Here is a 19,385-nt window from a genome sequence, read left to right as displayed (position 1 = left end):
CTACAATCTATATAGAGCCCATATTGTAGGCCTATATTGCGCCAATGCGCTCTAAGCTGTCTAGACAGTTTGCACTACCTTTACCGTCTAGACTCCAACTGCGAGATCGGTGTAAATCGGGTGCTCGTTGCACATCTTTTGAACCTCGGCTCGTATGCGCTGCTGAACGGCATCGTTACCGATGTTCTCAAGCGTATCGGCGATGAGGTTTGCCAGCTTGCGCGTTTCGGCCTCGGCAAAACCGCGGGTCGTAACCGCCGGTGTACCGAGACGGATACCGCTCGTTACCGATGCGCTCCTCGTTTCAAACGGGATTGTGTTTTTATTGGCGATGATACCGACGGCCGCGAGTTCGCGCTCCGCATCGGCGCCTGTAATCTCTTTATTAGTAAGGTCGACCAGCATCAGGTGGGTATCGGTACCACCCGAGCAGATTCTAAAGCCGCGCTCCACAAGCGCCTCAGCCATCGCCCGGGCATTAGCCACGATTTGCTTTGAATATGCTTCGAAGCCGTCGGTCATGGCTTCTTTGAAACACACTGCCTTAGCTGCAACCGTGTGCATGCAAGGACCACCCTGCGTACCGGGGAAGACGGCTTTATTTAAGGCTTTGCCGTACTGCTCGCGCGCCAGGATAAGACCGCCGCGCGGGCCGCGCAGTGTTTTGTGGGTCGTCGTGCCGATGACATCCGCATACGGTACGGGGCTCGGGTGAACGCCCGCCGCAACAAGCCCTGCAATATGGGCTATATCCACCATCAGGTACGCCCCTACTTCGTCGGCGATCGACCGAAACGCCTTAAAATCGATGACGCGTGGGTACGCGCTCGCACCGGTTACGATCATGCGCGGTTTACACTCGTGTGCAGCCGCCCGTATCTTATCGTAATCAAGCCGTTCCGAGTCTTTATCTACCCCATACGCAACAAAATTATAAATTTGGCCGGAGAGGTTGGCCGGGCTTCCGTGCGTTAAGTGCCCGCCGTGCGGCAGCATAAGCCCCATAACGGTATCGCCGGGTTCGAGAAGCGCTACGTAGATTGCCGTGTTTGCCTGTGCGCCCGAATGGGGCTGCACGTTTGCATACTCGGCGCCAAACAGCACTTTGGCCCGTTCGATCGCGAGGTTTTCCGCGATATCAACGAATTCGCACCCGCCATAGTAACGCTTGCCTGGATATCCTTCCGCATATTTGTTTGTCATGACCGACCCTTGGGCTTCAAGGATCGCTTCGCTCGTGTAGTTCTCTGAAGCGATGAGGTCGAGCGTTTTCTGCTGGCGGCTTAACTCTCCCTGGATAGCCTGCCAGATGTCCGGATCGCTTACTCGCAGTGTCATTATTTCACTCCCGATCGTTCTTCAATCTTATTTATTTTCTCGACTCTGGTGGCATGTCTTCCGCCCTCGAAGCCGGTATGAAGCCATACAAGAAATATTTCGCGTGCCACCGCTATGCCGACAATACGCGCACCGACGGTGAGTATATTTGAATCGTTATGCGCACGCGAGAAACGTGCGCTAACGGGGTCGTTACATGCCGCGGCACGTATACCTTTCACTTTATTCGCGGCAATGGCGACGCCGATTCCGGTACCGCATATAATAACACCGCGCTCATATTCGCCGCTTGCCACCTTACGGGCAACCGCCTCGGCAATATCAGGGTAATCAACGGGCTGGTCAGCCCCCATCGTCCCCATATCCAAGAATTCGATGCCTTCCGCTCTCAGAATTTCTTTATACTCTTCTTTTAAGCCAAACCCGGCATGGTCGGCTCCAATAACTATCTTCAACTAGTCTACCGCCTTCCAAGCATTCGAGGTGTAAATGCCTACCATTGAAGAATACCTGCATGTAAGAGGCTTGTAAACCCCTAAGCGCCTTGGGGATTTCCATTTAGTTGGTTTTATCGGCACGAGCGCCCGCCAATCGCACTTACCCGTTAGAGCGATGCCCGCCACCACAAAACTACAACCAAAATCGGAATTCGTGCAAGCCTTCTCACACCGCCGGCTCGTTCTCATCCGTGTCTTATCTATAACATCCTATACGTATTACAATAACCCTCTAGTTGATGCTTGCTATTAAAAATGCCCGCTATGAGTTCTCGCTACTTGAGGGTTTATGCCATGTTAACTGCGTAAACGAAAAACGGTACTTGAGAGTTTAAAGCCGTACTCTAGACATCGGGATGACGCGAAGTTTTCAGCAAGCAAACACTACTGGACTGGTGGTATTTATACTCTACCGAGTCTATAGACTCGGTAGAGTTACTTTCAAAGCCCATATTCTTAATCTCGGGGCCCGCGATTGCAATAGTAATGTTAACTATTCACAGCCGCGATAATTTCTCCAAGAGAGAGATAGCCCTGCCGGACAATCTTAGGCTCACCCTGCGACAGATCGACGACCGTGGATTCGACGCCGAGTTTTGTTTCGCCACCGTCGATTATGTAAGCGACGCGTCCGGATAACTCCCCCGCCTCGTCGGCTGTTCTTGGGCTTGCATTACTACTAATATTGGCGCTGGTTGTTGCAAATGCGACTCGCGCGCGGCGAATCAACTCGCGCGCGATGATATTATTGGGACAGCGCACGCCGACCGTAGCTCCACCGGCCGTTACTTCATCGGGAACGTCTGGGGCTTTTTTGAAGATAAGCGTCAGCGGGCCCGGCCAATACGCCGCAATAAGTTTTCGCGCCCCGTCGCTAATATCGAGAACATAGCGCTCGATATCATCCGGGTCGGCCACAAGAAGAATCAGCGGTTTGTCGGCGGGCCGCTCCTTAATACGGAAGATTTCTAGGTCCGCATCGGGAATAAGCGCGTTCACACCGATCCCGTAAACGGTATCGGTGGGAAAAACAACCGGTTCGCCTTCTCGGGCCGCCAGCGCGGCGTCCTCAAGCGCACTCAAATCGGGATGCTCTGGGTCTATCTTAATGGTTTTCGTCGCTCTCGGCGTAAATGGCGATGCCATCGTATCCCTATCCCCCTCTCGCTATAACGATCCGGTCGTGAACCTGGAAATCTTTCAACACGGCGACGTCGGAAAACCCTGCCGTCGCAAGCAGCGCCGCAACCGCGGGCCCTTGGTCGAAACCGATTTCAAATACAATACATCCGCCGGACATAAGAAACTCACCGGCCCGGCCCACTATCGCCCGGTAAAAATCGAGGCCGTCATCGCCCCCATCGAGGGCGAGACGCGGCTCGCGAAGCACCTCGCGCTGCAATGTCGCCAGATCATCCGTCGGAATATACGGTGGATTTGAGACTATAACATTCACGCGGCCTTTGAGCGCATCGAGCGCCCCAAACAAATCCGATTTAATTATTGTAACGCGATCCTTAACGCCCGCTATTTCAGCGTTCTCCCGTATCAAAGAGAGGGCTTGGTCGGAAATATCGGTCGCATAGACGTCCGCTTGCGGGCATTCGGCCGCGATACTAAGAGCGATTGCGCCGGTGCCGCAGCCGATATCAACCACAATGGGTCGCTTTGCCAGCTCGTCCTGCGCCCAGGCGCCGTCGTACTGTTCGTGCTCGTGCGATGCGTGAAGGGCTTTTCTAATACTGCACTGGGTAAGCTCAACCAGAACCGCATCGACAACGAGCTCGGTTTCCGGGCGTGGTATAAGCACGCCCTCACGGCACGCCAGGTCGAGCATGCGAAAGTGCTGATGACCGAGGATATACTGCAAAGGCTTTCCGGTAACGCGCTCGGCTACTACGCGCTCGACAAAAGCGACTTCTGCCTCGGTAAGAATGCGCTGGCGCTCAAAGCGCAGCTCTAACGATGAAAGCCCGGTGGCCTCGGTAAGAATGCGCTCGGCCTCAACGCGGGGTAAAAACACAGAACCACCCTCAAGTTCGCGGGTGGTTCCGGTAAGCATTGTATCTATTGTTAAATTCGTCTTAGAAATCATTTATACCACCTGCTTTAGCTTCTCCGCCTTATCGGCCGCCGCTAAAGCATCGATTAAATCGTCGATCTCCCCTTCGAGAACCGCCGGCAGGTTGTGTATGGTAAAACCGATACGGTGATCGGTTACGCGCCCTTGCGGGAAGTTGTAGGTGCGGATTCGCTCACTGCGATCGCCCGTACCGACCTGCGATTTTCGTGTTGCAGCAAGCTTGGCCTGCTGCTCTTCGAGGTATTTCTCATATAGCCGCGCCCGCAGAATTCGCATTCCTTGCTCTTTATTTTGCAGCTGGCTCTTTTCGTTCTGACACGATATGACGAGCCCCGTCGGCAGGTGGGTGATACGAACCGCCGAGTCGGTCGTGTTAACCGACTGGCCGCCCGGGCCGCCGGAGCGAAATACATCGATGCGAAGATCATTCGGCCCGATCTCGACCTCGACATCTTCGGCTTCGGGCAGTACCGCAACAGTTACTGTTGAGGTATGAATTCGCCCGCCTGATTCCGTTACCGGGATGCGCTGGACGCGGTGCACGCCCGATTCGTATTTAAACCGGCTGTAGGCGCCGTTGCCTTTGATCTCAAAGATAATCTCTTTAAAGCCGCCCATATCCGACTCGCTTGCGCTTAAAAGCTCTGTTTTCCAGCGGTGCTCCTCGGCGTAGCGCGAGTACATGCGGTAGAGGTCACCGGCAAAGAGGCTCGCCTCATCGCCGCCGGCACCGGCCCTGATCTCGATGATGATGTCTTTTTCATCGTTCGGATCTTTAGCGACAAGCAGGTACTTAATCTCTTCCTCGACTTTCTCTCGTTCTTCACGCATGTGGTGAAGCTCGCCCTTCAGATACTCGTGCATTTCAGGATCTGCCTCATCCTTGAGCATCTCCTGCGCATCGGTAATACCCTCTTCAAGCTCCTCCAACCGCCTGATAAGGGTAATCAGCGGCGTCATGGAGGCATGCGCTTTTGAGAGATCCCGGTAGGCGTTCTGATCGCTAATGACCGCCGGATCGCTGAGTTTCTCCGTTATTTCGTTGTATCTCGTTAAAATTTCCTGTAATTTTTCTAACATATTTTTCACCTGGCTACGTATCTACACAATGAAAATAAAGATGGCGCCCACGCAAGGCGCCCCGTGCCTAAAGTATTGCGTAACCTTATTAATTATAATGAATCTTGACGGGTCAGACAACACGAAACCGGTGGTTGTCGCGCAAACCGAGCTCGTTTAAAAACAAAGAGCCCGAACCCGGGCTCTTATCGGATGCTTTTGCGATGTTGTTACGTCGTTTCCAGATTCGCAAGCGACGGCTGCGTTTCAACCTTTTCCGCTTTGATCTCGCGTTCGAGTGCAACCGGCTCCAGTAAGCCCTCAGTCACAAGCACGCGCTGCAAGGCGTGAATTGCCACTTCGAGCTGGTCTTCATCTGGCTCTTGCGTCGTCAGTTTTTGCAGCTTCAGACCGGGCCACATAATCGCTTTCATGAACGGCGAATCGATGCGCCGCGCTGCGAGCCGGGTAATCTCGTACGATATACCGGCAACTACCGGTAGCAACACGATTTTTCCGGCAACCCTGAGAAGCACGCTGTACGTCGGCAAAAACGAGAACATTAAAATCGCTACCACCATGACGATAAGCATCAAACTCGTGCCGCAGCGAACGTGAAGCGTCGTGTACTTGGCCGCGTTCTGCGTTGTGAGCTCTTCTTCCGCCTCATAAGCATGAATCGTCTTATGCTCGGCACCGTGGTACTGGAAGACCCGCTTGATATCGGCAACCCTTGAAATAACCCAGACGTAGGCTACAAATATCGCAATTCTAAAGAGCCCCTCAATGAACGCAAAGAGCAAATTGTTTTGAATAACCGAGTGCATCGCCCTGGTTGCGTAAAACGGTACGACCATAAAAAGGCCGACGACCAGTAAAAACGCAAACACGAGCGTGAGGCCCATCTCTTTGCCCGAGATATCTTCTTCCGCCTCACCGAGCGCGAGATTTGCCGATAGTGCGATTGTCTTGATGCCGAGAATCAACATCTCGATCAAGACGACAATGCCCCTGATAAAGGGCTTTTTCAATATGGGCCAGCGATCACCGACAGAGTTGAACTGCTCGGTGGTGTTTACGATTTCACCTTCGGGTGTACGCACGGAAAGACTCCAGTTGTGCGGGCCTTTCATCATAACGCCTTCGATTACCGCCTGGCCGCCAAAAAACGGTTTGGCCAAAGGAGCCTCCCCCTTATTCTGCTGCTTTTTCTTTCGTCTTCTCTTCTGTCTCTTTTGCTGCTTCGGTTCCTAGACCGTACTTCTTCTGGAAACGCTGCACTCTACCACCGCTATCGACAAGCTTTTGCTTACCGGTATAGAAAGGGTGGCATTTTGAGCAGAGCTCGACCTTGAGTTCGTCTTTGGTTGAGCGCGTCGTAAATGTCTCACCGCAGGAGCACGTTACTTTCGCCTCGACATAGTCGGGATGAATCCCTTTTCTCACGTTGTACACCTCCAAAAAAATAGTTCACAGCGCATTAGATGCTTTAGATCACTTGGCCGTGAACTCTTATTCGTAATAAATCTAAATAATGGTAGCATAACGAGCACGGATTGACAATCATCACACCACGTCAATATCGTAAGCGCCGTAATTCGGATGCCCTTGCTAAATACTAAGGGCCAGGCAAGCCTGGCCCTTGCAATATTCCCCTAATGTTATACCGCAACACGAAAATCTCGTTATGCGCTCCGCTAAGTACAGAGCCGAGACGCCGTGTTTCGGATTAATGCCCGTTTGAGCGGCCTCTCCCGATCTGCGACAGGAACTCGATATTCGACTTTTGCTCACGCATTTTGTCGATTAACAGCTCGATTGCCGCACCCGGGTCGAGCGCCTGCAGTACGCGCCTGAGCTTCCAAATGAGCTGTGCCTCATCCCCTGGTAAAATGAGCTCTTCTTTACGCGTACCGGACTTGTCGATGTCGATCGCCGGGAAGATACGTTTGTCGGCAAGTTTTCGATCGAGATGCAGCTCCATGTTGCCGGTACCTTTGAATTCCTCAAAAATAACATCGTCCATACGGCTTCCCGTATCGACCAGCGCCGTAGCAAGAATTGTCAGGCTTCCGCCAAACTCGATGTTTCTTGCAGCACCAAAGAAACGTTTCGGCGGGAAGAGCGCGGTCGAGTCGACACCACCCGAGAGAATCCTACCCGATGCCGGCGTCGTCAAGTTGTACGCGCGGGCGAGCCTGGTAATTGAGTCGAGCATAATAACGACATCTTGGCCGTGCTCGACCAGACGTTTCGCACGCTCTAAAACGAGTTCGGCAACAGCAACGTGGTTGTCCGCGGGCTGGTCGAACGTTGAGCTTACTACTTCACCCTGGATGGATCGCTCCATATCGGTAACCTCTTCGGGTCGCTCGTCAACGAGCAGCGCCATCATGTGTACTTCAGGGTTATTGGTTGTAATCGCGTTTGCAATCGTCTTTAGAATCGTTGTTTTACCTGCTTTTGGCGGGGAAACAATCAAGCCTCTCTGCCCTTTTCCAATCGGGGCTACCAGGTCGATGATGCGGGACGTAATATCCTGCGGACGATTCTCAAGGCGAAGGCGTTGGTCTGGATAGACCGGGGTGAGCGTTTCGAACGTCGGTCTCTGGCGCGCTTTTTCCGGGTCGGCGCCGTTGACACCTTCGATCCGAAGGAGCGCGTTGTACTTCTCGGTGTCCTTCGGCGGGCGCACCTGGCCGGCAACCTCGTCGCCCCGGCGCAAATTAAAGCGCCTGATCTGCGAGAGTGAGACATAAATATCGCCTTCGCTCGGCAGATATCCTTGCGTACGTAAGAAGCCATATCCGTCAGCCAAGGTATCAAGAATTCCCTGCTTGATGATAAGCTGCTCTTCGCGCTCACGCACTTCAACGCGCGTTTCGCGATAGCGCTCATGGCGTTCCTCGCGTCGCTCTTCGCCTGCGGGGCGCTCCTTCACCGGCGCCGCGGGGCGCTCGGCAGTCGCGACTGCCGTCTGTGCTTGCTCGCGGGCCCCGTCAGCACCCGTCTGTGCTTGCATTATTGCATCGATTAGCTCTTTCTTACGTAAAGTGGAAGCGCCGCCAATGCCCAATTCAGACGCGATGGGTCTCAGGTCAGTCAATGTTTTCGATTCGAGTTGTGATTTGTCCACTTTTTCACCTTCTTTGCTAAATAAATAATCCGTTTCCATATAATGTTGGGTATTGGGCGGTTGCTATCTTGTTGATGAACATGTCTCCTGAAGCTTTTTCCAATCCTCAAGGAATCTATCGACCCCTGTATCGGTGAGCGGGTGTTTTACCATTTGCTTCAATATGTTATACGGAACTGTTGCAATATGTGCGCCAACCTGAGCGGATTGGGTTACATGGAGAGGATGCCTGATACTGGCTGATATGATCTCAGTCTCAATATCATAAATATCGTAGATTGACACGATTTTGTCAAGCTCCTCTATCCCGTCATGGCCTATGTCGTCAAGCCTGCCTACAAAAGGACTCACAAATGCCGCGCCGACTTGTGCGGCAAGCATTGCTTGGTTGGCTGAAAATACGAGCGTCATATTGACTTTGATGCCTTCCGAGCTTAGAACTTTTGTTGCAGCTAAACCTTCTTCTATCATCGGTATCTTTACAACAACATTTGATGCTATTTTTGCAAGTTCGCGACCTTCCTGGATAATGCCGTCGCGCGTGAGGCTGATTGCCTCGGCGCTTATCGGGCCATCAACAATTGCACAAATTTCGGCGATCGCTGCCTTAAAATCTTTGAAATCCTTGCCCTCCTTTGAGCAGAGCGATGGATTTGTGGTAACGCCGCTGATAACACCGAGCGAATTCATTTCACGTATATGCTCGATATTGGCGCTATCAATAAATAACTTCATGTATTCCCCCTATTTGAAAGTAAAGTATTGGTTATGCGCATTGGCTGTGTATTTTATGTGAAAGCTATATGGCGTTGCTACCGCTAGCTCGTGCGTTCTATTCTACTAAGTCAATATCCTTGCGCTCGGCGCATGAGACGGGTTCAACAGGATCACTGCCCTCCGGCCCCAGGACCTGATCAAGCACTTCTTCAAGTGCCGAGGTAATCGTTGTATCCAGGTTATGGCTGGAAATTAGCGCGACGTCGCGATCGCGCGCCATCTCACTTATATATTCACCGATTGTGCGAATCCAATCAAAATTTTCGCGGTAGCGTTCGAACGGCCGCACGCCTTCGGTTTGCAACTCACGAATGTAAAAGTGGCTGCGGTGTAGGTCTTCATCTTCTACTGTTATTATCATCGGCACAACAAACGCTTTTTCACACATAGTACTGTTAATAAATCCGGGAACTATGTGAACGCCTTCGATAACAACGTTTAAACCCTCGGTGATGGAACGGTCGATGACCGCACGAACACCAACAGCAACGGTTTTAACCTGCTCCAAAAAACCTGCAATGAGCGGGTCGTTATCGGTTTTATGCCGTATCGCCTTCCATGCCAGAAAGGATGATTCATGCAGCGTCGGCACGAGTTCTTGCGAAAGCACCGCTCGCATGACCTCACGAAGCGCATCGGTTGGGACAACATGTGTGATACCGAGACGGTGCGCAATGGTAGTTGCGACCGTTGATTTTCCAACACCCGTGGTGCCGCCGATTAAAACGATAATCGGCCTGTCAACGCTTCGAAGTGCCTGCCAGCGCCGATACTTGTTCGCGTAGTCTTTCCCTTCTTCGGCGAGGAGCATGGTATAGGTAAGCTCTCTGAGCTCGTCCATCTTTACGGACAACCTGCTGTTTTCAACCAACTGCTGCTGGACGAGCCGCGCGATCCGGTACGCCTTGGTCGGCGGCAGCCCTGTTGCCATAATCGAGGTCGCCGTCAAGCCCTTTGAGTACGGCAGCCCATGTTTATCATCACTGATGATGATTTGCCGCGAACGGTTTTCTCCATCTAAGTTCACGTTGTCCTCCGCTCTGAAAACTTCGCCCTAGCATCTTGAGCGATCCAGGTTACAAGCTCTTCCAGCTCGCCGTCGCCGCCGATAGTCACCGGTAAATTGTCCATATATATCACATCAAGGCCGAGCTCTAAACCGATGCTCGTCACGACATCGACCGCAGCGGCCTTAAGTTCGGTTAACAAAACGGTAAACGAGCCTTCCGCGGCTTCAATTTCTTCACGCAATGCTTTCTTGTTTGAAAGATTACTGCTGGTGGCAACGACGTGCGCACCATACACCTTTTCGAGGTGCCCCGCTATCTTGCCCTTCATCGAAGTCGGTGCGGTCGTTGCTAAAAACACCTTCTTGCCCTCGATCGGCTGAAGCGGTTTCGGGCGAAACACCGTATGCACTATTTTTATGCCGGGCTTGATCTCACGCAGCGCCTTGTCGATCTGCTCGATTTTAGCTTTGTCTGCCAGCGGCGGCTCGCACATCGAAAGCACAACCATCTCGGATAAGAGCGCCCGGTAGGTGCCGAAATAGCCCGAGATATAGTCCAGGGGCTGGCTTGCATCCACAATCAGCACATAACTATCCGCTTTAACCGGCGGTAACGCGGAGCCCGACCCCTCGAGCACCACGAAATCGATATCAAGCTCGTTTGCGAGGCGCGCACCCGCCGCAACGTTGGAGACAAACGGCTGTCCGGCCAAACCACCGCCGCAGCGCCTGCAACCGATTGCAGTTATCCGGCTGGTAAGCGCGTCTTCCAGGTAATCCGATGCCGCATGCTTGCCGGAGCGCGCAAGGTTCAGCAGATACTCCGGCGTAAGCTCGATCTCGGCGCCCGCTATCATCTCGGGCGCTTGCGGACCGCCACGGCCCATCGCAATAACACCCGGTTTATACTCTTGCTCGTCGAGGCAGCGGCAGATGTAACCCGCGATGGCCGTCTTGCCGACGCGCTTGCCGGTGCCGATTACACTCAACGACGGCTTCTCGAGCACTTCTTGTAACACCGGCGGGTAGAACCAAAAATCGGCCCCGATATACGGTATCCCTCTGGTGAGCACGTGGCTCGCATAAAAGAAACGCTGCGTGTACCCGATAACCGGCTCGTCACTTAAATCGACAACCATCTCGGGCGCATATGTATCGATCGCTTCGAGTATGGCGTCAAGCGGTTCATCGCATTTAATGACCGGGCATCCGACATCGAATTCACCCTTTTCGGAAAGCTTCTCAAGCCCGCCGATGAAGGCAGCGCCGGCCACATCATAGTTAAACTGCTTTTCAAGGACCTCTATCGCAGACCGGATTACCGGGGGATAATGCTCGCCGTCGATAAGTATGACAACCCGGGTTATAGCAGGCCACCCCCAGCTAGGATATCGTCTTCGACTGTCTCCCACTTACTGAATTTATGCTCGCCGCGTGAAAACTCGGCGATTAACTCTTTTGAGCCGTACGGATATTTTCTGTAAACCTGCACGTGATCTTGCCCCTCGATTTGAATAATATTGTAGCAGGGCTTTGTATGGCCCCTGAGGCGCAGCGTGCACGCCGTCCCCGCGTTGATGACGACCAGATTCTCCAGACGCCAGACATATGGAACATGTTTATGCCCACACAGAACCAGATCGACACCACAATTAATGAGTACTTCAAGAAGGTCGCCGGCGTCATGGACCATACTGCGCTCGCGCCCCGTTCCCGGGACCGGCAGCAGATGATGATGCAGCGCAAAAATCTTGTATTTGCCGTCACCCTTGAAGAGTTCTTCAAGCCACGAATAGCGTTCCCTGCCGATGCGCCCGTTATCCAAGTCGGGTTCGCTTGAATCGGTTCCCACAACGGTAAAGCGATCAAACGACAAGACGCTATTTCGTTGCCCAAACAGCTCTTCAAAGTGCACGTAGCCGACGTTTCGCGAATCGTGATTGCCCGGCATAAACAGGCGCCGTTCACACTCCAACATGGTCAAGAACGTCTGCGCGGTCGTATATTCCTGCCGGAACCCCTCGTTGGTTAAATCGCCGGTGCAGATCACCGCATCCGGTTTGAGCTCGTTGAGCTCTTCAATCGTGCGACTCATTAAGTTCGGGATGAAGTATTGTGAGCCAACGTGTAGGTCCGAGATGTGAGCAATCGTCGTTACGGCACTTTCGGCCATAAAATTCACCTTCTAGTTCAAACAACCGTTAGATCTTTAGCTCCGCACTCACGCCCCGCGTATGCTTTTGATATACCCGCGATGCTACGTTTCAACGAGGGATTATTTTTTGTGAAGATAAGAGAATTCTCTCATAAACCCAACAAATTATGTAGCCTGAGGCAGGAAGTATATTTTGCTGTCTCTATTGTATACAATATGAGCGCCTGGTCAATAGGCTTAGCTGGCAGTTACACCCACGAGATCAAACTCGGCGGGTTTAACGGTGTAATCCCACTGCTTCTCTTTAATTATCCCTTCAACCAGTTCGCTAAACCGCGACTGGTTGGTTTTCTCAACGATGCAGATCAAGCTCGGCCCCGCCCCACTGAGCGCGATTCCCACATTGGGGACGGATTGCACTTCCCGGATAACGTCGAGCAAACCCGGAATCAGCGGCGCCCGGTATGGCTGGTGTAGCCGGTCGACCATGGCGTCGTGCAATAAATCCGCCCGCCCTTCGAGTATTACCGAAGCTAGTAAACTTGACCTGGCGATATTAAATACGGCATCGGTCATCGAAACTTCGGTTGGTAGAACGCCCCTCGCCTTTTTGGTCTCAAGTGTGCTGTTCGGGATGAGAATCACCGGCGTAAGGCTATCAGACGGCTTGTATGATACCGCCTTAAAACCCGATTGGGTCGGATAACAAATGGTAAAACCGCCGTAAATCGCCGGGCCCACGTTATCGGGATGCCCTTCGATCTCGCTAGCCAACGCAAAAATCTCGTCTTTGGTAAGCCTGGCGCCCGCCAATACGTTTGCCGCCGCGAGCCCACCGACGATTGCCGTCGAGCTGCTGCCCAGACCCCGGCCCATCGGAACGTCGTTTTCAATCGTGAGTTTTAAGCCTAGCGACGTGTATCCTACCTCGTCGAGCAGGCGTTTTGCCGCGCGGTATGCCAGGTTGCGCTCGTTTAACGGAAGACGCACCTCGCCCTCGGGAAGAACGTTGACCTCGAGGCCGCTGCCGGTTTCCTCGAGCGTGAATATATTATAGAGGTTAAGGGCAAGCCCCAGGGCATCAAAGCCCGGCCCAAGATTCGCCGTCGTTGCCGGCACTATCGCTTTTGCCATTTTAACCTCCCCTTATAGCTAAGATAAAAATTGAAATTGTTCTTAGCGCTAGCTTTTGCGAATAACCCCCGCTCAATACTTAAGCACGGTTTATTCAAAAATAACTTTTGCGACTGCGTCTGTGGTGGCTTCGCACTCGATTAGCGTGCCGCCGGTTTTGATTGCAGTATCCGGGTCCTTCAAGCCGTGACCCGTGAGCACACAGACTACGCGCACGCCGCTGGGTACGCGACCTGCCGCGATCATCTTACGCAAGCCCGCAACCGACGCCGCCGATGCGGGTTCGCAAAAGACGCCCTCCGTCGCCGCTAAGAGCTTGTATGATTCGAGGATCTCCTCGTCGGTTACGATATCGATAAAACCGCCGGACTCCGTCGCCGCATTTTCCGCTTCTTCCCAGCGCGCCGGGTTGCCGATACGGATTGCGGTCGCGATGGTCTCCGGGTTTTCAACCGGATGGCCGAGCACGATCGGGGCGGCTCCCGCCGCTTGGAAACCGATCATCTTCGGCAGTGAATCTATCTTGCCGGCGGCCTTGTAATCTTTAAAACCGCGCCAGTACGACGTGATGTTACCGGCGTTCCCAACAGGAATCGCCAGGTAATCGGGCGCCTGCCCGAGCGTATTGCAAATCTCGAACGAGCTGGTCTTCTGCCCTTCGATTCTAAACGGGTTAAGCGAATTAACCAGTGTAATCGGATGCGCATCGGAGAGTTCGCGAACGATTCTAAACGCCGCGTCAAAGTTACCCTTAACCGAGACGACAACCGCGCCGTGCATGAGTGCCTGCGACAGCTTACCGAGCGCGATTTTGCCCTCGGGGATAAGCACCACGCAGCGGATACCGGCACGCGACGAGTACGCCGCAGCCGATGCACTGGTGTTGCCGGTCGAGGCACAGATAACCGCTTTGGAGTCGGCTTCGAGCGCTTTACTGATCGCCATCGTCATGCCGCGGTCTTTAAACGACCCGGTCGGGTTCAAGCCCTCGTATTTAAAATATAGGTCAATCCCTAGCGCTTTGCCGATTGAAACCGATGGGATTAGCGGCGTGTTGCCCTCTAGAAGCGTGCAAACCGGCGTCGCTTCCGTCACCGGTAGAAACTCAGCGAATTCCCTGATCAATCCTTGCCATGCCATAGAAATTAACCTTCCACTCGTAAAATATTTCCGATGCTTGCGACCACGTCGAGCTTCTTTATCTCCTCGATCGCGTTGCGCATATTCTGCTCTTTTACCTGGTACATGCCGAAAACAAGCTCTGCATAGCCGTCATAGGTGTTCTCTTGAATCGCGCTTTCGATGTTGACCTCGTTATTGCCGAATGCCTGTGCGACTTTGGCAAACACGCCGGGCTTATCCAGCGCACCGAGGCGCATATAGTAGCGCGATGTAATTTCTTCAATCGGTTTAATCGGTTTGTGCTCATAGCAAGTACACGCCATACTGCCGACCTTATGCAAACGCATACCGAGCGCAATTTCAAATACATCGCCGACCACCGCGCTTGCCGCAGGCAGGCTACCGGCGCCCGGACCGTAAAACATTACTTCGCCCACCGCGTCGCCCTCTACAAAGATGGCGTTCATCACACCGGAGACGTTGGCGAGCGGGTGCTTCAACGAAATCATCGCCGGATGCACGCGCACCTCGATCATCCCGTCTTCGTCTTCTTTAGCGATTGCGAGTAGCTTAATTGTGTAGCCCAACGTCTTTGCGTACGCGATATCTTCTTTTGTCACCTTCATGATGCCCTCTTTATAGACATCATCGATGGTAACTCTGCTGTTAAACGCGATCGATGCGAGAATAGCGATTTTTGCGGCGGCGTCGTGCCCTTCCACATCGGCCGTCGGGTCGGCTTCGGCAAACCCTTTGGCTTGAGCCTCTTTGAGTGCATCCTCAAGCGACATGTCCTCTTCGGTCATTTTGGTGAGAATGTAGTTGGTCGTGCCGTTTACGATACCCATCACGCGGGTGATCTTGTTCGCGGCCAGGCTGTGCTTCATCGGGGTGATAATCGGGATTCCGCCGCCAACGCTCGCCTCGAAATACAAATCGACGCCCTGCGCTTCGGCCAGCTCCAACAGCTCGCCGCCGTACGTCGCCATAACCGCTTTATTGGCGGTGACCACGTGCTTTTTAGCCTCGAGCGCCGCTTTGATAAACGTGTGCGCGGGTTCTAGCCCGCCGATTACCTCGACGACGACATCAATATCCGGGTTGTTGATTACTTCATAAACGTCGGTGGTGACCAGCTCGTCCGGTACTTCGCCTTTGAGCCGTTCCGGGTACTTCTCTGCTACTTTGATGACTTCGATAGGAATCCCCGACGTACGCATCAGTTTAGTCGCCTTAGCCGTCAGGATGTGGAACACGCCTGAGCCTACCGTTCCGTACCCAAGAAGCCCAACACCAACCTTCTGTTTCATTGTAGTATCAACCGCCTTTATATATACACTAATAATTACTCGATACTTTCGTCGAGACGAACCAGGTCTTCAAACGTCTCGCGCCTGATAATGACCTTGGCTTCCCCGTTGTTTACCAGCACAACCGCCGGCCGGGGTTGGCCGTTATAATTATTGGCCATCACGTAGCCGTATGCTCCGGTTGCCGGTGTACACAGCAGGTCGCCGGTTTTCGGGTGCGGCAGCGTGACATCCTTTATCAGGATGTCGCCGGATTCGCAATGCTTACCCGCGACGGTAACTACGGTATCCGGTATATCCCCCGCCCTATTTACAAGAAGCGCCTCATAGACCGCGTCATAGAGCATTGGGCGCAAATTATCCGACATACCGCCGTTTACCGATACGTACGTGCGGATATTCGGAATTTCTTTTATCGTTCCCACGGTATAGACAGTAACTCCGGCGTTAGCCACAATCGCCCTACCGGGTTCAATCATAATCTTCGGCATCGGCAGGCCGAGCCTTTTCGCTTCGGCTGTAACACCGTCAACAATTACATCGGCATATTCTTCAACAGTTGAAGGCTCGTCGGCCACCCGGTATTTGATACCGAGCCCGCCGCCCGTGTTAAGTTCATTTATCGTGAGGCCGGTCTCATCTTTGATCTGCTTAACAAAAGCCATGATGATTTCGATTGCCTTAGAATACGAGCCAAGCTCGAAAATCTGCGAGCCGATATGCGCGTGGATGCCTTTAAGCTCGACATGCTCGAGATCAATCGCTTTTTTCGCCGCGCTCAGCGCCAAGCCGTCCTGCAAACCAAATCCGAACTTGCTGTCGACCTGACCTGTCTGTATGTAGCTATGCGTCTGCGGTTTAATGCCGGGCGTTATGCGTAAGAGCACCGGTTGCACCGCGTTTTTCTCACCGGCAATTCTATCTAAAAGTTCAAGCTCATCAAAGCTGTCGACGACGATATGGCCGACGCCGTTGTCGATTGCGAGTGCAATTTCATCCGGCTCTTTATTGTTGCCGTGCATATATACCCTATCCATTGGAAAACCGGCTTTTACGGCTTTATACAGCTCACCGCCGGCCGCGACATCAAGCCCGAGGCCTTCTTGTTTAGCGATCTGGCCCATCGCGATGCAGGAAAACGCCTTGCTCGCGTAGATGACTTCAACATTGGCATTTTTCACGCCGAACGCGCCCGTGAAGCTTTTACATTGGCTTCTGATCGTTTGCTCATCGACAATAAAAAGCGGCGTGCCGTATTGTTTTGCGAGCTCAACGGTATCGCATCCGCCTATTTCAAGGTGACCTTTTGTATTTATCGAAGCCGTAATCGGTAAAACCAATGAAACCTCCCTTGCAGAAACTGGTGGAGCCACAAGAACCTCCCAATGCGATGGATATCATGCAAAAAGGGCAACCAGCGAGTCCTCGGTTGCCAATATACGTAAGTTTACCATATGAAATGTAAATAGGTCAAAGCTGGTGGGCACGGGGATAAAACAAATCTGGTACGTTCTAAAGGAGAGGCAGAGGCCATAACCTCTCATGTTAATATGGCTCTTCAAGCAATCGCCAAAACTATGTTGTATATACGACTACCGCTCAGCGGAAGCGGCAATGATCTCTCTAGCATGCTCGCTCATATTCGGGAAAAGGTCTCTCGGCACTTTTTCTCTACCTAAAGCTGCGGCAACAATGTACCGCGCACAACCTATGTTATCTCCTTTGCAGTATACCTGTTTGAAAATATATGCGGCCGAAGGCATAACATCCATCTGGTCGTGAAAAAATATACATTTCTCGATGAATTCACATCCCGCCATTACATACGCTCCTAAAGTGAGTGGCTGATTATTTCCTAATATCGACAATTCAAGCAAGAACTTTATGTAAATAAAGCCCATTATAAAAAATGTCTGCCTCTTCAAAAATTTCACACCTAGGGACCGCTAAAAATATGCCAGTATGCTTAATATATACGCAATTATTCCGATAGTTATACTAACGCTCAAAACTGTGCATCTTCATTTAACAAGGAGAAGTTCTATGGCCAACACGATGAATAGCGATAGCTTTCCAAAGCCGGAATTAACTAGAACATTATTGTATGAATTTGCGGAAATGATAGATGCGACATTGCTTCCACAAGTGTCGATATCGAGCGTTGGCTTGAAGCTCGCGTTGCAAACTAAACCGCATATGGCCGAGGTCTTAGGAGAACTGGGCACACCTATAACCGCAGAAACGTTTGCCAAAGCTATCGTAAAAGTCATGGCTATTGATTTTGGTATAAGCATAATTGATAAAGTAGTATCAGATACCCACATTCAGCTTACCGTCACTAAATGCCCGTTCGTCGAACCCCGCTCCTACATGATGTGCCAAGCAATCGAGAGCGTGCTTGGCGGCTTTTCAGTTATGCTCTTCGGTTATGGTAAGGTTGCACCGAGCATCCATTGTGATCAATTAAATGAGCCGTGTTCGCTTCATCTCTTTTTGCGGGATACTGATGAGGCTCGCAACTATCGAGGTATAACATATTCAAAAGACTCCATAGCCCTCCTCCGAAGCGAATCAGAGAACTCCGAAAGCGAACTGGCAGAAGAGCAACGTCAGGCTCGACGCAAACTAATTTTAGGACTGTTCGGTTACCTAGCACTCGTTTTGCGAGATAATCCAGATGATGTACAATTGTCTCGAAGTTTCGTAGCAAGCCTCTCTACTATTCCAGGCATTACAGCGGCAGCACTATATATTAGGGATGCAAAAGGGGATAATTGCTCGCTTGCAGCGCAATACGGCTTTCCCAGAAGCATTATACCATTAGCTAAAGGAATTGATGCGACAGCTTGTACAGACCTTAATCTAGAAGCTGCGGTAGCTATTAATAAATCCGATACCGAGTGGGCGAAGGCTCTTAGGCGCCATTCGATTCGCGCACTTACTACGGTGAAGCTTGACGCTAAAGATCGTGTTATGGGGATTTTGGATATAGGCTGGAGCACACCGACCGCTATAACTCCAGAGGTGAGTGAGGCTTTACGTGCGGTTTGTATCTTACTTGCTAACGCTATTGACAGAACCCGCGTATACAATGATCTTGAAAAAGTACATTTAGGTACAGTTAACCTTCTCTGCGACCTCGTAGGCATAGTCGATGAATATGTGAAAGGCCATGCTATACGCGTAGCAACCATCGCGCAGGCTATAGCACGTCAAATGGGATTACCCGAAGACCAAGTTGAGCTGATTTACGAAGCTAGCTTAGCTCACGATATTGGTAAGGTAAGTATTCCACCGGATATCTTAACAAAAACTGAAGCCCTGACCCCGGAAGAATTTAAGATTATCAAAACTCATCCTGGAGTTGCGGCAGAGCTGCTAGCGCCATCCCCCGCCCTCAGAAAGCTTGTGCCAACCATTTTATGTCACCATGAGCGACTTGATGGATCGGGCTACCCAGAAGGTGTGACTGGCGATAATATTCCTCTTACGGCACGCATTCTTGCAGTTGCAGATAGCTATGATGCAATGACATGCAAACGAGCATATCGCGATGCAATGTCATCGGATGAGGCAATTGCCGAGCTACAAAAACACTCCGGCACGAAATATGATGAGACAGCGGTTGAAACGTTGATATTTGCGCTCAACTACCTGGACCTAGGAAATCTTGAGTCTAATCTTCTTGGTAGCCATGCTCAAGGCTAGCACCGACACGAGATTTGATAAGACCGTGGCCGATACTGGCCAGGGACCCCAGCGCAA

General features: G+C 52.0%; 18 protein-coding genes. 1 reads left to right on the top strand and 17 read right to left on the bottom strand.

Features of this window, described 5'->3' with window-relative positions; all coding sequences use genetic code 11:
• Positions 1-87: 87 nt before the first annotated feature.
• The 17 genes from glyA to VGK02_11455 form a co-directional block, all read right to left on the bottom strand.
• Entirely contained in the window at positions 88-1,338 is a 1,251-nt protein-coding gene (gene glyA, locus VGK02_11535) for a serine hydroxymethyltransferase (protein HEY3375673.1), read from the bottom strand.
• Positions 1,338-1,793, bottom strand: a complete 456-nt coding sequence (gene rpiB, locus VGK02_11530; protein ID HEY3375672.1) for a ribose 5-phosphate isomerase B — start codon at positions 1,791-1,793, stop codon at positions 1,338-1,340. Before rpiB ends, glyA begins: the two co-directional genes overlap by 1 nt.
• Before the next feature lie 531 nt (positions 1,794-2,324).
• Complete coding sequence (locus VGK02_11525; GenBank protein ID HEY3375671.1) at positions 2,325-2,981, bottom strand: L-threonylcarbamoyladenylate synthase; 657 nt, start codon at positions 2,979-2,981, stop codon at positions 2,325-2,327.
• A 7-nt stretch (positions 2,982-2,988) separates the two neighbouring features.
• The gene (prmC, locus tag VGK02_11520) at positions 2,989-3,930 is read right to left on the bottom strand and encodes a peptide chain release factor N(5)-glutamine methyltransferase (protein HEY3375670.1); all 942 of its coding nucleotides are present in this window, start codon (positions 3,928-3,930) and stop codon (positions 2,989-2,991) included.
• Complete coding sequence (gene prfA / locus VGK02_11515) at positions 3,931-5,007, bottom strand: peptide chain release factor 1 (GenBank protein HEY3375669.1); 1,077 nt, start codon at positions 5,005-5,007, stop codon at positions 3,931-3,933.
• A gap of 200 nt (positions 5,008-5,207) precedes the next feature.
• Entirely contained in the window at positions 5,208-6,158 is a 951-nt protein-coding gene (locus tag VGK02_11510; GenBank protein HEY3375668.1) for a DUF1385 domain-containing protein, read from the bottom strand.
• A 13-nt stretch (positions 6,159-6,171) separates the two neighbouring features.
• Entirely contained in the window at positions 6,172-6,423 is a 252-nt protein-coding gene (rpmE, locus tag VGK02_11505; protein ID HEY3375667.1) for a 50S ribosomal protein L31, read from the bottom strand.
• 283 nt (positions 6,424-6,706) lie between these two features.
• Positions 6,707-8,113, bottom strand: coding sequence for a transcription termination factor Rho (rho, locus tag VGK02_11500; protein HEY3375666.1), 1,407 nt, complete (start codon positions 8,111-8,113; stop codon positions 6,707-6,709).
• Between the two features lie 63 nt (positions 8,114-8,176).
• The gene (fsa, locus tag VGK02_11495; GenBank protein HEY3375665.1) at positions 8,177-8,848 is read right to left on the bottom strand and encodes a fructose-6-phosphate aldolase; all 672 of its coding nucleotides are present in this window, start codon (positions 8,846-8,848) and stop codon (positions 8,177-8,179) included.
• Positions 8,849-8,945: 97 nt separating this feature from the next.
• A complete protein-coding gene (locus tag VGK02_11490) occupies positions 8,946-9,917 on the bottom strand; it encodes a hypothetical protein (GenBank protein HEY3375664.1) in 972 nt (323 codons plus the stop codon).
• The gene (locus VGK02_11485; GenBank protein HEY3375663.1) at positions 9,914-11,311 is read right to left on the bottom strand and encodes a 2,3-diphosphoglycerate synthetase; all 1,398 of its coding nucleotides are present in this window, start codon (positions 11,309-11,311) and stop codon (positions 9,914-9,916) included. Before VGK02_11485 ends, VGK02_11490 begins: the two co-directional genes overlap by 4 nt.
• Complete coding sequence (locus VGK02_11480) at positions 11,263-12,072, bottom strand: metallophosphoesterase (protein HEY3375662.1); 810 nt, start codon at positions 12,070-12,072, stop codon at positions 11,263-11,265. The genes VGK02_11485 and VGK02_11480 overlap by 49 nt, the downstream gene beginning before the upstream one ends.
• Positions 12,073-12,291: 219 nt before the next feature.
• Complete coding sequence (gene thrB, locus VGK02_11475; GenBank protein ID HEY3375661.1) at positions 12,292-13,188, bottom strand: homoserine kinase; 897 nt, start codon at positions 13,186-13,188, stop codon at positions 12,292-12,294.
• 90 nt (positions 13,189-13,278) lie between these two features.
• Positions 13,279-14,328 (bottom strand): threonine synthase, encoded by a 1,050-nt coding sequence (thrC, locus tag VGK02_11470; protein ID HEY3375660.1) that lies wholly within the window; start codon positions 14,326-14,328, stop codon positions 13,279-13,281.
• Between the two features lie 5 nt (positions 14,329-14,333).
• Positions 14,334-15,620, bottom strand: coding sequence for a homoserine dehydrogenase (locus VGK02_11465; GenBank protein HEY3375659.1), 1,287 nt, complete (start codon positions 15,618-15,620; stop codon positions 14,334-14,336).
• 35 nt (positions 15,621-15,655) lie between these two features.
• Entirely contained in the window at positions 15,656-16,960 is a 1,305-nt protein-coding gene (lysA, locus tag VGK02_11460; protein ID HEY3375658.1) for a diaminopimelate decarboxylase, read from the bottom strand.
• 252 nt (positions 16,961-17,212) lie between these two features.
• Positions 17,213-17,554 carry a hypothetical protein gene (locus VGK02_11455; protein HEY3375657.1) on the bottom strand — a complete coding sequence of 114 codons (342 nt, stop codon included), beginning with the start codon at positions 17,552-17,554 and terminating at the stop codon, positions 17,213-17,215.
• A gap of 109 nt (positions 17,555-17,663) precedes the next feature.
• Between VGK02_11455 and VGK02_11450 the strand changes: the two genes are divergently transcribed.
• Entirely contained in the window at positions 17,664-19,328 is a 1,665-nt protein-coding gene (locus VGK02_11450) for an HD-GYP domain-containing protein (protein ID HEY3375656.1), read from the top strand.
• Positions 19,329-19,385: the final 57 nt, after the last annotated feature.

The sequence above is a fragment of the Candidatus Aquicultor sp. genome (assembly GCA_036504445.1).
Classification (GTDB): domain Bacteria; phylum Actinomycetota; class Aquicultoria; order Aquicultorales; family Aquicultoraceae; genus DASXVE01.
This window is presented reverse-complemented; position numbering and strand designations above follow the sequence as displayed.